This is a genomic window from Streptomyces tubbatahanensis, assembly GCF_022699385.1.
GTDB lineage: Bacteria > Actinomycetota > Actinomycetes > Streptomycetales > Streptomycetaceae > Streptomyces > Streptomyces diacarni.
This window is the reverse complement of record NZ_CP093846.1, coordinates 6,902,831-6,915,671: the sequence shown is the minus strand read 5'-3', so window position 1 is coordinate 6,915,671 and position 12,841 is coordinate 6,902,831. Positions and strand designations below refer to the sequence as shown.

The following is a 12,841-nucleotide window of genomic DNA, read 5'->3' as shown; positions in this document are numbered from 1 at the left end:
GCACCATGCGGGCGCGTACCGGCCCAGCCCGGCACCGACGCCCCACCAGGCGCAGCCGACGCGCCCGCAGGCCCGCTCGGACGCAAGACCATCCGGTCGCGGGGGCGCTCGGGTATGAGGCAACGCGCACACGGGGCCGCCGGGCGCGGAGCCGCACGAGCACGTGGGCTGTCCCGAGGGCCGCCTCGGTGAACTCGCCGACGCCGCCGCCGAGGCACGGCAGGCGGCCGAGACCGCCCGCGTGCGCGAAGAGGAGGGAAAGCGGACGCGCTGGCGGAGCGCCTTCCGACTGCGGGAGCGCACCGCGTGACCGCCCCGGCTGCGGAAGCTGGCCGACAACATGGCCACGATGCAGGAGCGTGCCGAGGCGCGAGCATTCAGCCGCTCAGCCGCGAAGCCACGCCGGCGCGGGGACGCGGAGACGCGGGGACTCTGCGTGCGGCAGGGCGCGCAACCGGCCCAGACCAGCACCGACGCCTCACCAGGCGGAGCCGACGCGCCCGCAGGCCCGTTCGGACGCGGGGCCGCGCCGGCGCGTCCGCCCGGGCTCGGGGCCTGCTCGGACACGGGACCGCGTGAGCACGCGGTCACGGACCGCTCGGGCGCGCGGCCTCGGGCGCGGGAGCGTGCGAGGGGTGTCGCCCGGGACCGGCCGCCCGCGTGCCGCCTGGCCCGGCCGGCCGGCACCGTGCGCGCCGCGGCTCTGCCCTCTCGCAGGGCGGCGGGGCGGCGCCGCACGGCGGCAGGACGCATTCCGCGAGACATCCGGCGGCACCGTGTGCGCTCGCTTCACACGGCAGCGGAGCGTCACCCGCGCAGCCGGGCGCACGCCCCACGAGCCGGCCGGCTCGTGGGGCGTGGCGTGGAGGTCCTCACACCGCGGCCAGTCCTCCCTCGCGCGCGAGCTCGCGGCGGGCTCGGGTGAAGGGGCGGGGGCGGTTGGCGGCGAGGACCGCGGTGGTGGTGCCGTCGCGTTCGTAGACGGCGAGGAAGCTGCGGTCCTCGGGGGCGCCCTCCACGAGGCGTACGGTGTCGTGCGGGCCGCGGTGGCCCGCGAGTTGGAGGCGGATGCCGTACTGGTCGGACCAGAAGTAGGGCAGCGCTGTGTAGGTCTCAACCGTCGCGCCGGCCAGCAGGTTGCGGGCCGCGACGGCTGCCGACTCCATGGCGCTGGTCCAGTGTTCGGCGCGCCGCCCTGCCGTGCGGGCCACGTCGCCGACGGCGACCACACCGGGCAGTGCGGTGACTCCGCCCGCGTCGCACACGACGCCGTCGTCCAGCGCGAGGCCCGAGCCTGTCAGCCAGTCGGTGGCCGGGCGTGCGCCGATTCCGACGAGGACGACGTCGGCGGGCAGGAACCGGCCGTCGGCCAGCTCGACCCATCCGACCCGGCCGACCCGGCCGACCTGACCGACCTGACCGCCCTGTCCACTGCCCGGCACGCCGCCGGCGTGCAGTGCGCGCACGCCGGTGCCGGTCAGCAGGGTGACGCCGTGGTCGGTGTGCAGGTCGGCGCAGAACGCGGCCATGCGTGCGCCAAGTTGCGGTAGCAGCGGCGCGTCCGCCGCCTCGACGACGGTGACGTTGTGCCCGAGCGTGGCGCAGGAGGAGGCGACCTCGGCGCCGATGAAGCCGGCTCCGATGACGACCACCCTCGCCTGCCCGCGGCTCAGGTCCTCGCGGAGTGCGGCGGCGTCGTCGAGAGTGCGCAGGGTGTGGACACCCTCCAGTGGCTCCCCCGGCAGCGTGCGGGGGGTAGCCCCCGTGGCGATCACCACGCCGTCGGTGGCCAGGGTGCGCCCGCCGGACAGCGTGACGCTGCCGGCCGGTGGGTCGAGGCCCTCGGCGCGGGTGCCCAGCAGCCAGTCGGCGTCGAGTTCGGCGGTCTCCTCCGCGTCGGCGAGGGAGAGTTTCTCCGCGGTCAGGGCTCCGGTCAGGAATTCCTTGGAGAGCGGAGGGCGGTCGTAGGGCCTGTGGTGTTCCTCCCCTACGATCACCAGGCGTCCTTCGTAGCCTTCCGCGCGCAGCGCGAGCGCGGTGTGGAGTCCGGCGAGGGATGCGCCGATCACGGTGATGGTCCTCATGCGGCGCTCCCTTGGGTGGCCGTTGCGGTCTGCGGTCGCGGTGCGGCCTGGTCGGTCTCGACGTGTACCCACACGGTGCCGTCGAGCACGCTCACAAGGTGGGTGCGCACCGGCTTGCGGGCGGGGAGGCAGGTGGGGCGTCCGGTGCGCAGGTCGAATGAAGCCGCGTGCAGCGGGCATTCGACCAGACAGCCCTCGAGCCAGCCTTGGGAGAGGGACGCGTCCTGGTGGGTGCAGGTGTCGTCGACGGCGTACAGCTCGCCGTCGGCGTTGAAGACGGCGATGGGAGGTTCGAGGTCGAGGCGGACGGACTCACCGGCGGGCAGGTCCTCAAGGCGACAGACGGGTATCACTGTGATTCACCTCGCGAGCGGGGTCTGCGGCCCCCGGTCGTGGAGGGCCGGGGTGGTGCTGGCATGCACTTCGCTACTATCCGAGTTCCGTATCGCGCACGATGGAGCGTGATGCGCAACAGAATCCAAGCGGGAAGGCTTCACGTCAAGCACCCGCCGACGACCTCCGTCGGGACGTGACGGAGGAGGCGGCGCGGACGCGCGCCGGCAACCGTGTACCACCAACCAGGCCACCAGGCGGTGACGTTGAGCAGATGAGCGAAAAGACGGAGGACACAGGGTCGGGCAGGCAGTCCAGAGGAGCGGCTGCCTCTGTCCAGTCGGTCGACCGCGCGGTGAGCGTGCTGGAGATTCTCGCCCGGCACACCGACGCGGGAGTGACCGAGATCGCCGAGGAGCTGGGCGTCCACAAGTCCACGGCGTTCCGGCTGTTGGGGGTGCTGGAGGCCAGGGGCCTGGTCTCCCAGGAGCAGGATCGCGGCAAGTACTACCTGGGGCCCGGGGTGTTGAGACTGGCGGGGGCCGCGGCCTCCCGGCTGGACATCTCGCAGGAGGGCGCGCCGGTGTGCCGGGAGCTGGCCGAGGAGGCCGGTGAGACGGCGAACATCGCGGTGCTCGACGACGACGCGGCGGTCAACATCATGCAGGCGCGCGGCTCGTCGTCGGTGACCGCCCAGAACTGGCTGGGCAGGAGGACACCGCTGCACGCCACCTCCAGCGGGAAGGCGCTGCTGGCGCACCAGCCCAAGTCGGTGCAGGAGAGCGTGCTGGCCAGGAAGTTGCCGCGGCTGACGGATCACACGGTGGTCTCGCCCGCCGAGCTGCGGGCTGAGCTGAGGTCGGTGGCCAGGAACGGCTTCGCGTCGGCGCGTGACGAGCTGGAGATCGGGTTGCACGCGGTGGCGGCACCGGTGCGGGCGCACGACGGCAAGGTCATCGGGGCGATCAGCGTCTCGGGGCCTTCCTACCGGCTGGAGGAGGAGCGGCTGCACGAGGTCGCCAAGCGCACGGTGGCCGCGGCGCAGGACCTGTCCCGCCGCATGGGGTACGCGTACTGAGCGTCGGGCACTCCACGGCGCGTCGGGCACTCCACGGTGCTTCGGCACTCCACGGCGTGGCTGCCGCGCGGAAACGTCACGAATTCCTGATGGGGCATCAGCTTTTGCACCGCCCCGACCTCCCATAACTGCGGGTCCGGCATCGCCCGGGCCCGCAGTTCGCATTTATGACGCGCCGTCAGGAACCACTGGTCGTCTTCTCTTGACGGCGGCGGACGGCGTTCTCACTATGTCTCCCATAGCGCAACCAGTCGTGCACTACGCAACAATGCGAGGTCTGGGAATGCCACACGAGGTCCGCGCTGTCATCGCGATGAAGAAGGATGCCCCGGCCGAGGTGCAGCCGGTCCTGGTACCGGATCCAGGGCCCGGAGAGGTCCTCGTCTCCGTCCAGGCATGCGGTGTCTGCCACACCGATCTGCACTACAGGGAAGGCGCCGTGAGCGACGACTTCCCGTTCCTGCTCGGCCACGAGGCCGCGGGCATCGTCGAGGAGACGGGCCCCGGCGTCACCGATCTGCGCCCCGGCGACTTCGTCGTCCTCGCCTGGCGCGCACCGTGCGGAAGCTGCCGCGCCTGCCGCAAGGGGCGGCCCTGGTACTGCTTCGACTCGCGCAACGCCCGGCAGCAGATGACGCTGCTGGACGGCACCCCGCTCACCCCGGCGCTGGGTATCGGCGCCTTCGCCGAGAAAACCCTGGTCGACGCAGGTCAGGCCGTGCGGGTCGATCCGGCGGCGCGCCCCGAGGCCGCCGGGCTCATCGGCTGCGGGGTGATGGCCGGCTGGGGTGCGGCCGTCCACACCGGCGGGGTGGCCAACGGCGACACCGTCGCCGTCATCGGCTGCGGCGGTGTCGGCAACGCGGCCATCGCGGCCGCCTCGCTGGCCGGGGCGCGCCGGGTGATCGCCGTCGACATCGACGACGCCAAGCTGGATGTGGCCGCCCGGTTCGGGGCCAGCCACAGCGTCAACTCGCGCGGCACGGACCCGGTCGCGGCGGTCCGCGAGCTGACCGGCGGACACGGCGCCGATCTCGTCGTCGAGGCCGTCGGCCGCCCCGAGACGTATCTGCAGGGGTTCCACATGCGGGACCTGGCGGGCGTACTCGTCCAGGCCGGGGTGCCCGCGCCGGGCGTGACCATCGAGCTGCCGTTCCAGGAGCTGTTCTCCCGGGGCGGTGCCCTCAAGTCCTCCTGGTACGGGGACTGCCTGCCCAGCAGGGACTTTCCCGTCCTGATCGACCTCTATCTCAGCGGCAAGCTCGACCTGGGCGCCTTCGTCACCGAGACGATCGCGCTGGACGAGGTCGAGGTCGCCTTCGAACGGATGCAGCGCGGCAAGGTGCTGCGATCGGTGGTGGTCCTGTGAACATCCCTGAACCGGCCGTCGTCCCTCCCGACCCGCACGCCGCGCCCCCGCCCACGGAGCGCGTCGTCGTCATCGGTGCCGGCATCGTCGGCTGCTCGCTGGCCGACGAACTGACCGCGCGCGGCTGGTGCGACGTGACCGTCCTCGAACAGGGCCCGCTGGCGGCGCCCGGCGGCTCCACCTCGCACGCGCCGGGGCTCGTCTTCCGCACCAACACCTCCAAGGCGATGACGGACTACGCGCGCTACACCGTCGAGAAGTTCAGCTCGCTCACCGTGGAAGGGCAGCCCTGTTTCCTGCCGGTAGGCGGGCTGGAGGTCGCCACGACCGAGACCCGGTGGCTCGACCTGCACCGCAAGGCGGGGCTCGCCGCCGCCTGGGGTGTCGAGGGCGAACTGGTGGGGCCCGCCCGGTGCGCCGAGCTCTTCCCCCTGCTGGACGCCGACGCCGTGCTCGGCGGCTTCCACACGCCGGGTGACGGGCTGGCCCGCGCCCAGCTCGCCTGCCAGGCGCAGATCGAGAGCGCGCGGCGGCGCGGCGCCCGCTTCCTGGACCGGCACACGGTCACCGGCATCGAACGGGAGGGTGGCCGGGTGACGGGGGTCGTCACCGACCGGGGCACCTTCCCCGCGGACCACGTGGTCTCGGCGGCCGGCTTCTGGGGGCCGGTCATCGGCGCCATGGCGGGGGTGGACGTCCCGCTGCTGCCGCTCGCGCACCAGTACGCGAAGACGGCGCCGCTGCCCGAGCTGACCGGAGCGCGGCCGCACGGCGCGGAGGCCGTGCGCCCCCTGCTGCGCCACCAGGACCACGACCTGTACTACCGCGAACACCTCGACCCGGCGGGCGGCCCCGGACGCATCGGCATCGGTACCTACGCGCACCGCCCGCTGCCCGTCGACCCGTACGCGGTACCGGCGTTCGACGAGGCGCCGGTGATGCCGTCCTCGCTGCCCTTCACCGAGGAGGACTTCGCCGCGAGCTGGGCGGAGACGCGGCGCATGCTGCCCCGGCTCGCCGCCTCCCGCGTACAGGAGGGCTTCAACGGCGTCTTCTCCTTCACCCCGGACGGCATGCCACTGCTGGGCGAGTCCCGCACCCTGCGCGGGTTCTGGCTGGCCGAGGCGGTGTGGGTCACCCACTCGGCGGGGGCCGCCCGCGCCGTCGCGGAGCTGATGACGGAAGGGCGCACCAGTGTCGACGTGCACGAGTGCGACCTGCACCGGTTCGAGAAGGCGCAGCGCTCCCCCGCGTATGTGCGGGAGAGGGGCGTCAGCAGCTTCGTCGAGGTCTACGACGTGATCCACCCGCTCCAGCCGCCCGAGCGGGCCAGGGCGCTGCGCACCAGCCCCTTCTACCCCCGCCAGCGCGAACTGGGCGCCCACTTCCTGGAGTCGGGCGGGTGGGAGCGGCCCCACTGGTACGAGGCCAACGCGCCGCTGGTCGCGGACCTGAAAGGGGAGCTTCCCGAGCGCGACGCCTGGTCGGCGCAGCACTGGTCCCCGATCGCCGCGGCGGAGGCCGAGGCCACCCGCGAGCGGGTGGCTCTCTACGACATGACGCCGCTGCGGCGGCTGGAGGTCACAGGCCCCGGCTCGCTGGACTTCCTCCAGCGGATGACGACCAACAACCTCAAGAAGCGTCCCGGCTCGGTCACCTACACCCTGCTGCTGGACGAGGCGGGCGGCATCCGCAGCGATCTGACGGCCGCCAGGCTCGGCCGCGACCGCTGGCAGCTGGGCGCCAACACCCCGGCCGACCTGGACTGGCTCATCCGCCGCGCGCCCGAGGGCGTACAGGTACGCGACATCACCTCAGGCACCTGCTGCGTCGGTGTCTGGGGGCCGCTGGCCCGGCAGCTGGTGCAGCCGCTGTCCCCCGCCGACCTCTCCCACGAGGCCTTCGGCTATTTCAAGGCCCGCGAGACCTATGTGGGGCACGTGCCGGTCACCGCGCTGCGGGTCAGCTACGTGGGCGAACTGGGCTGGGAGCTGTACGCCGACGCCGATGTCGGGCTGCGGCTGTGGGACACCCTGTGGGAGGCCGGGCAGCGGCTGGGCGTCATCGCGGCGGGGCGCAGCGCCTTCAACAGCCTCAGGCTGGAGAAGGGCTACCGGGCCTGGGGCGCCGACATGACCACGGAGCACACCCCCGAGGAGGCCGGTGTCTCCTTCGCCGTCCGCCCGTCCAAGGGCGACTTCGTCGGCCTCGACGCGCTCGCGGCCCGGGGCCGGGCGGCACGCAAACTGGTCTGCCTCACTCTCGACGACCCCGCGGCGCTCGTCATGGGCAGTGAGCCCGTCCACCTCGACGGGGTCGTGGCCGGGTACGTGACCAGCGCCGGATACGGCTACAGCGTGGGCCGGTGCGTGGCGTACGCGTGGCTGCCGGCCGCCGCTGCCGCGCCGGGTACGGCGGTGTCCGTCGAGTACTTCGGCGAGAAGACCGCGGCGACGGTGGCAGCCGAGCCGCTGTTCGACCCCGAGATGGCCCGCATCCGCCGCTGATCCCCCACCTGCGCCCCCTTTCCCGTTTCCCCGAGGAGACGGGAAAGGGGGCGGGGCGGGGACCCACGAACAGGAGGCCCGCAGTGTCAGTCACCCGCGACGTCATCGTCGTCGGCCTCGGCGGCATGGGCAGTGCCGCCGCCTACCACCTGGCGGCCCGAGGCCAGCAGGTCCTCGGGCTGGAGCGCTTCGGCCCCGCCCACAACCGCGGCTCCAGCCACGGCGGCTCCCGCATCACCCGCCAGTCCTACTTCGAGGACCCGGCCTACGTGCCGCTGCTCCTGCGCTCCTACGAACTGTTCGCGAAACTGGAGCGCGACACGGGACGCACCCTGGCGACCCTCTGCGGAGGGGTGATGCTGGGCCGCCCGGACAGCCGCACCGTGGCGGGCAGCCGGCTCTCGGCCGAGCGGTGGGGGCTCCCCCACGAGATGCTCGACGCCACACAGGTGCGGCGGCGCTTCCCGACGCTCACCCCGGGCCCCGACGAGGTGGCCCTGTACGAGGAGAGGGCCGGTTTCGTCCGCCCCGAGGCCACGGTCACCGCACACGTGCAGCTCGCCCAGCAGGCGGGTGCGGACCTGCGGTTCGAGGAGCCGGTGACCCGGTGGGAGGTGCTGCCGGGCGGCAAGGGCGTGCGCGTCCACACGGTGGACGACGTCTACACCGCGGGGCACCTGGTGGTGTGTCCCGGCGCGTGGGCGCCCCGCCTGCTGTCCGATCTCGGTGTCGGCTTCACCATCGAGCGGCAGGTCATGTACTGGTTCCATCCCCGGGGCGGCACCGCGGCGTTCGAACCGGGGCGGCACCCCATCTACGTGTGGGAGGACGGCGACGGGATGCAGATCTACGGCTTCCCCGCGATCGAGGGACCGGACGGCGGCGCCAAGGTCGCCTTCTTCCGCAAGGGGACGGTCTGCGACCCGGAGACTCTTGAGCGCACGGTCGGGCCCCAGGAAGTGGTGGCGATGGCAGCCCAGCTGCGGCCCCGCCTCCCCGACCTGCCCGGCACCCTGCGCAGGGCCGTCGCGTGCATGTACACCACCACGGCGGACGAGCACTTCGTGCTGGCCCGGCACCCCGAGCACCCGGACTCGGTCACGGTGGCGTGCGGCTTCTCCGGGCACGGTTTCAAGTTCGTTCCCGTCATCGGCGAGATCGTCGCCGACCTGGCGCTCACCGGCGCCACCGAGCATCCGATCGCCCTCTTCGACCCGCTGAGGCAGTCCGTGACGCCCGAGGGAGTGACCACACCATGACGACCGCCGTCGGCAGCCTGCTGGCGACCCTGCCAGGTGACCGCTACACCGACCCGGAAAACTTCCGGCGCGAGCAGGAACGCATCTTCGAGAGCGGGTGGTTCTGCGCCGTCCGCTCGGCCGATCTCGACAAGCCAGGCGCCTACCGCACCGTCCAGGTGGGCCGCGAGAGCGTGCTGGTCACCCGCAACCGGCGCGGAGACCTGCGGGCCTTCCTCAACGTGTGCCGCCACCGCGGCGCCCGGCTGTGCACCCAGCAGGCGGGCGAGGTACGGCGCAGCCTGCAGTGCCCGTACCACGCCTGGACGTACGACCTGGACGGCCGGCTCACGGCCGCCCCCAACCTGACACGGATGCCGGACGTGGACCGCGGCTCCTACGGGCTGCACACCGTGGCACTGCGGGAGTGGCTGGGGTACGCGTGGGTGTGTCTGGCCGCAGAGCCACCGTCGTTCGAGGAGACGGTGATGGCCGACGTCGCCGGCCGGCTGGGTGGCGGCGACGTCATCGGGCACTACGCGATCGAGTCGCTGGCGCTGGGCAGGCGGCACACCTACGACGTGGCGGCCAACTGGAAACTGATCGTCGAGAACTTCATGGAGTGCTACCACTGCGCCACCATCCACCCCGAACTGACCGAGGTACTGCCGGAGTTCGCCGACGGGCTCGCCGCGCAGTACTTCGTGGGCCACGGACCCGAGTTCGCCGCCGAGGCCGAGGGCTTCACGGTGGACGGGAGCGCCGGTTTCGCGCGGCTGCCCGGCGTGCCCGACGCCCACGACCGCCGCTACTACGCGGTCACCGTACGCCCGCAGGTCTTCGTCAACCTGGTGCCCGACCACGTCATCTGGCACCGGATGTTCCCGCTGGCCGAGGACCGCACCGTCGTGGAGTGCGACTGGCTCTACGCGCCCGAGGTCGTGGCGGCGGGCACCGACCTGGACCGCTCGGTGGAGCTCTTCCACCGCGTCAACGTCCAGGACTTCGACGCCTGCGAGCGCACCCAGCCCGCCATGTCCTCCCGCGCCTACCGCGAAGGCGGCGTGCTGGTCCCCAGCGAGCACCACATCGGGGAGTTCCACGACTGGGTGACGGGACGAGTGGAGGGGCCCGGCTGAGCGGCACCGGTGGTGGGCCGGCGACCGGGGCGGGGAAGGCACCGCCCGGGCCGCCGGCCCGGTCTTCACGCCACCGCCGCCTCAGCCGTCCTGCTGGTCGCGGACGCCGGTCAGGAAGTCCGCGAGGTAGGGGTCGCCGATCCTGACCGGGCCGACCTGATGGTGTTCGTCGGGGTCGACGGTGATGTCGGAGGCCTTCTTCGCCGCCTCGTCCATGGCCGTGCGGGCGCCCTCGGCCGCCTCGTCGTCGCCGTCGCGCAACGCGGTCAGTACCCGCAGGCCCTGCCCCATGGCCTCGCCCCACAGCTCGGTGGCGTCCAGCCAGCGGTCGGCGTCGTGCAGGAAGTAGCGGTCCCGCACGCCGTCGCGGATGCGGGCGGGCGCGCGGCGGATGTCGTCGGCGACGGGCCGCAGTTCGCGGACGGCGGCTGCCGGATCGTCGGCGTAGCGCTCCCAGAAGCCGTCGAGCCGGGCGGCCAGCTTCGGCGCCTGCGGCTGCCAGGGTTCCTCACCGAAGGTGGGGGCCATGTGGTTGAGGTCCACGAAGGTGCGGACCGCCGCGGCGGTCCGCGCGTCCCCGCCTGCCAGGTAGGCGGCGGCCCGCGCACCGGAGCGGTCGCGGTCGTAGCCGTGGTCGTTCCAGGAGAAGTCCGACATCGTGAAGACGGCGAGCTTGCTGGCCCCGGCCTGGTTCATGGGGTTGGAGACCAGGCCGCTGGTGTGCTCAGAGAGGCCCGCGTCCCGCTTGTCGTACGGGGCCAGCAGCAGCCTGCCCTTCGTCCGCTCGAAGTCGTTGACCGGGTAGTTGTCCCAGACGAACACCTTGCGCCCGAACAGCTCGGACGCCTTCTCGGCCTGCTCGTTGGTGATCTCGGGCGGCACCACGTCGGTGCCGGTCCACATCACCTCCACGTCGGCGTCCAGCCTCTCGCGCAGCGTCTTCTTGTACGCCGTCTCGGTCAGGTCGCCGTACTCGGTGGGCACCGTCTGGAGGGGCCTGGTGCCCTCGTGGCCGGCCAGGAAGCCGCGCTGGACGGTGTTGAGAAGGTCGGCCTGCGCCTCGGCGGCCGGGGCGCGGCCGGGCGCGCCGTACTTCTCCTTGTCGCCGTCGCAGTTCCACTTCGTGTAGTTGATGTCGTCCAGCGGGACGGAGAAGTCGCGCACGCCCAGGTCGTAGAGCGACTGGAGTTTCGCCTCCAGGGCCTTGACGTCCTCGGGATCCGAGTAGCAGATCGAGGCGCCGGGCGAGACGGCGAACGTGAAGCGGACGTGGTGGGCGCGGGCCGCCTCCACCAGCTCGCCCAGCTCGGCGAGCTTGTCCTCCGGGTACGGCTCACGCCACTTCTCCCGGTGGTAGGGGTCGTCCTTGGGCGCGTACACATAGGTGTTCGCCTTGGTGTCGCCCAGGAACCGCACGTGGTCCAGGCGTTCGGCCTGGGTCCAGGGCGGCCCGTAGAACCCCTCGATGGTGCCCCGCAGCGGCATCGAGGGGTGGTCGCTGATGGCGGCGCCCGCGATGCGGCGCGGGCCGTGGCGCTCGGTGATCAGCTGCCGGAGGGTCTGCACGGCGTAGAACTGCCCGGCCGCGTCCGTGCCGCCCAGCGCGACGGTGCCGCCGTCGCGGCCCTTGCCCGCTCTGGAGACCCGGAGAGCGTACCCCTCGGCGTGGTCGGGCGCCGAGGTGCCGCGCAGCGCCTCGGCGATGTCGTCCCTGGTCGCCTCGCCCAGCAGAACCGTCAGCCGGGCGTGTCCTGAGGGCTTGTCGCGGACCTCGGGTGCGCGGACGCCGCTCGCCTTGAGCACGTCGGCGAGCAGGTCGCGCGCGGCGGCGTCGGTGTGGTCACCGACGACGATCTCGGCGGTGCGGGGGACGCGGACGTCGCCGCCCGCGCGTTCGGCGTGCTGCGGGGTGGGCGAGACGGTGGGCAACGCGGCGCCTCCGCCGCCGGTGCGGCCCGGGTTCCTCCCGCCGTCCGGTCCACCGGCGGCGGACGCCACTGCCGGGACCCCTGCGGCGAGCAGGGCCAGACCGAGGGCGAGGACTCTGGTGCGGACTCCGTCAGCGGCGGACATGCGGCCTCCGTGAGGTACGGGTGCGTGGGCGGCGTTCGCTGATTGATCGGATGTCAGCTTCGAGTGGTCTGGTCCACTCGTCAAGACAGTGGGCTCGTTCTCTCCACTTTTTCTCCCCTGCTTCTCCGTCCGCGGTCCGACCCGGAGCTCGGTCCGCGCCCGGCCCGCACCGAGAGGTCGGACCTCCGGTCGGCCCGGTGGAGGCAGCCGGGGCACGGTGTGATGGGGTGGGCCGCATGAACGCCCCCCTCGGCCCCTCCCCCGCCCAGGCCCTCGCGGCAGCACGGCTGGTCGTCTTCGACTGCGACGGCGTACTGGTCGACACCGAGCGGATCGGGCCCGAGGTGGTGGCCGCCATGGCGACCGAGGCGGGCTGGCCGCTCACCCCGCAGGACGTGTTGGAGACATTCCTGGGCACTCCGGAGCCGTACCTTCTGGCGCAGGTACGCGCCCACGCGACGGTGCCCGTGGACGACAGCTGGCTGGTGGAGTACCGCGCCCGGGTCGCCGCCGCGTTCGACGCGGCCCCGCACACGATGCCCGGCGTCCGCGACGTCCTGGACGCCCTCGAAGAGCGCGGCACCCCCTACTGCGTCGCCTCCAGCGGAAGCCACTCCCGTATCCGCCACTCCCTGACGGCCACCGGGCTGTGGGACCGCTTCGCGGGGCGTGTCTTCAGCGCCGAGGACGTGGCCGAGGGCAAGCCCGCGCCGGATGTGTTCCTGCACGCGGCGGCGGAGTGCGGGGTGCCGGCGGCACAGTGCCTGGTCGTCGAGGACAGCCCCGCCGGGGTGCGGGCCGCGCGGGCGGCCCGGATGCCCGTCCTCGGCTACACGGGCGGCCCCACCCCCGCGGAATGGCTGGCCCCCGCCCCCACCATCCCCGATCTGCGAGACCTTCTGACCTAGGTGTACTGCCCCAGGTGTACTGCCCCGGTGCGTTCTCGACGGTCGCGGAAGGGTGCCGGGCGTGCTCCGCGTGCCGCTGCGCAGCCAGGCAGGTGGTGCTCAGTCGGGCAGG

General features: G+C 72.9%; 10 protein-coding genes. 7 read left to right on the top strand and 3 right to left on the bottom strand.

Features of this window, described 5'->3' with window-relative positions:
• Positions 1 to 163: 163 nt before the first annotated feature.
• Positions 164 to 310, top strand: coding sequence for a hypothetical protein (locus MMF93_RS29605; protein WP_242756219.1), 147 nt, complete (start codon positions 164 to 166; stop codon positions 308 to 310).
• Between the two features lie 562 nt (positions 311 to 872).
• Here the strand turns inward: MMF93_RS29605 and MMF93_RS29600 are convergent.
• Together MMF93_RS29600 and MMF93_RS29595 are read right to left on the bottom strand one after the other, a co-directional pair.
• On the bottom strand, positions 873 to 2,084 hold the full coding sequence (locus MMF93_RS29600; protein WP_242756217.1) for an NAD(P)/FAD-dependent oxidoreductase: 1,212 nt from the start codon (positions 2,082 to 2,084) through the stop codon (positions 873 to 875).
• Positions 2,081 to 2,437 (bottom strand): bifunctional 3-phenylpropionate/cinnamic acid dioxygenase ferredoxin subunit, encoded by a 357-nt coding sequence (locus MMF93_RS29595; RefSeq protein WP_242756215.1) that lies wholly within the window; start codon positions 2,435 to 2,437, stop codon positions 2,081 to 2,083. The genes MMF93_RS29600 and MMF93_RS29595 overlap by 4 nt, the downstream gene beginning before the upstream one ends.
• Positions 2,438 to 2,691: 254 nt before the next feature.
• Here MMF93_RS29595 and MMF93_RS33445 point away from each other — a divergent pair, with 254 nt between their 5' ends.
• The 5 genes from MMF93_RS33445 to MMF93_RS29560 all read left to right on the top strand — a co-directional run bounded on the left by MMF93_RS33445 (position 2,692) and on the right by MMF93_RS29560 (position 9,748).
• Positions 2,692 to 3,495 (top strand): IclR family transcriptional regulator, encoded by an 804-nt coding sequence (locus tag MMF93_RS33445; RefSeq protein WP_274709519.1) that lies wholly within the window; start codon positions 2,692 to 2,694, stop codon positions 3,493 to 3,495.
• A 283-nt stretch (positions 3,496 to 3,778) separates the two neighbouring features.
• Positions 3,779 to 4,864 carry an S-(hydroxymethyl)mycothiol dehydrogenase gene (locus tag MMF93_RS29575; RefSeq protein WP_242756213.1) on the top strand — a complete coding sequence of 362 codons (1,086 nt, stop codon included), beginning with the start codon at positions 3,779 to 3,781 and terminating at the stop codon, positions 4,862 to 4,864.
• Between the two features lie 2 nt (positions 4,865 to 4,866).
• Positions 4,867 to 7,371 carry a GcvT family protein gene (locus tag MMF93_RS29570; RefSeq protein WP_242757848.1) on the top strand — a complete coding sequence of 835 codons (2,505 nt, stop codon included), beginning with the start codon at positions 4,867 to 4,869 and terminating at the stop codon, positions 7,369 to 7,371.
• A gap of 83 nt (positions 7,372 to 7,454) precedes the next feature.
• Positions 7,455 to 8,630 (top strand): N-methyl-L-tryptophan oxidase, encoded by a 1,176-nt coding sequence (solA, locus tag MMF93_RS29565; RefSeq protein ID WP_242756212.1) that lies wholly within the window; start codon positions 7,455 to 7,457, stop codon positions 8,628 to 8,630.
• Entirely contained in the window at positions 8,627 to 9,748 is a 1,122-nt protein-coding gene (locus MMF93_RS29560; protein ID WP_242756211.1) for an aromatic ring-hydroxylating oxygenase subunit alpha, read from the top strand. Before solA ends, MMF93_RS29560 begins: the two co-directional genes overlap by 4 nt.
• An 81-nt stretch (positions 9,749 to 9,829) precedes the next feature.
• Here MMF93_RS29560 and MMF93_RS29555 read toward each other — a convergent pair whose 3' ends face one another.
• On the bottom strand, positions 9,830 to 11,821 hold the full coding sequence (locus MMF93_RS29555) for a glycoside hydrolase family 84 protein (protein ID WP_242756210.1): 1,992 nt from the start codon (positions 11,819 to 11,821) through the stop codon (positions 9,830 to 9,832).
• 236 nt (positions 11,822 to 12,057) lie between these two features.
• Between MMF93_RS29555 and MMF93_RS29550 the strand changes: the two genes are divergently transcribed.
• Complete coding sequence (locus MMF93_RS29550; protein WP_242756209.1) at positions 12,058 to 12,729, top strand: HAD family hydrolase; 672 nt, start codon at positions 12,058 to 12,060, stop codon at positions 12,727 to 12,729.
• The last annotated feature ends 112 nt before the right edge of the window (positions 12,730 to 12,841 follow it).

What these genes read in the sequence shown, in the direction of transcription:
- MMF93_RS29550 (WP_242756209.1), top strand. Translation starts at nt 12,058, where the DNA reads ATGAACGCCCCCCTCGGCCCCTCCCCCGCCCAGGCCCTCGCGGCAGCA.
- MMF93_RS29575 (WP_242756213.1), top strand. Translation starts at nt 3,779, where the DNA reads ATGCCACACGAGGTCCGCGCTGTCATCGCGATGAAGAAGGATGCCCCG.
- MMF93_RS33445 (WP_274709519.1), top strand. Translation starts at nt 2,692, where the DNA reads ATGAGCGAAAAGACGGAGGACACAGGGTCGGGCAGGCAGTCCAGAGGA.
- MMF93_RS29555 (WP_242756210.1), bottom strand. Translation starts at nt 11,821, where the DNA reads ATGTCCGCCGCTGACGGAGTCCGCACCAGAGTCCTCGCCCTCGGTCTG.
- MMF93_RS29600 (WP_242756217.1), bottom strand. Translation starts at nt 2,084, where the DNA reads ATGAGGACCATCACCGTGATCGGCGCATCCCTCGCCGGACTCCACACC.
- MMF93_RS29560 (WP_242756211.1), top strand. Translation starts at nt 8,627, where the DNA reads ATGACGACCGCCGTCGGCAGCCTGCTGGCGACCCTGCCAGGTGACCGC.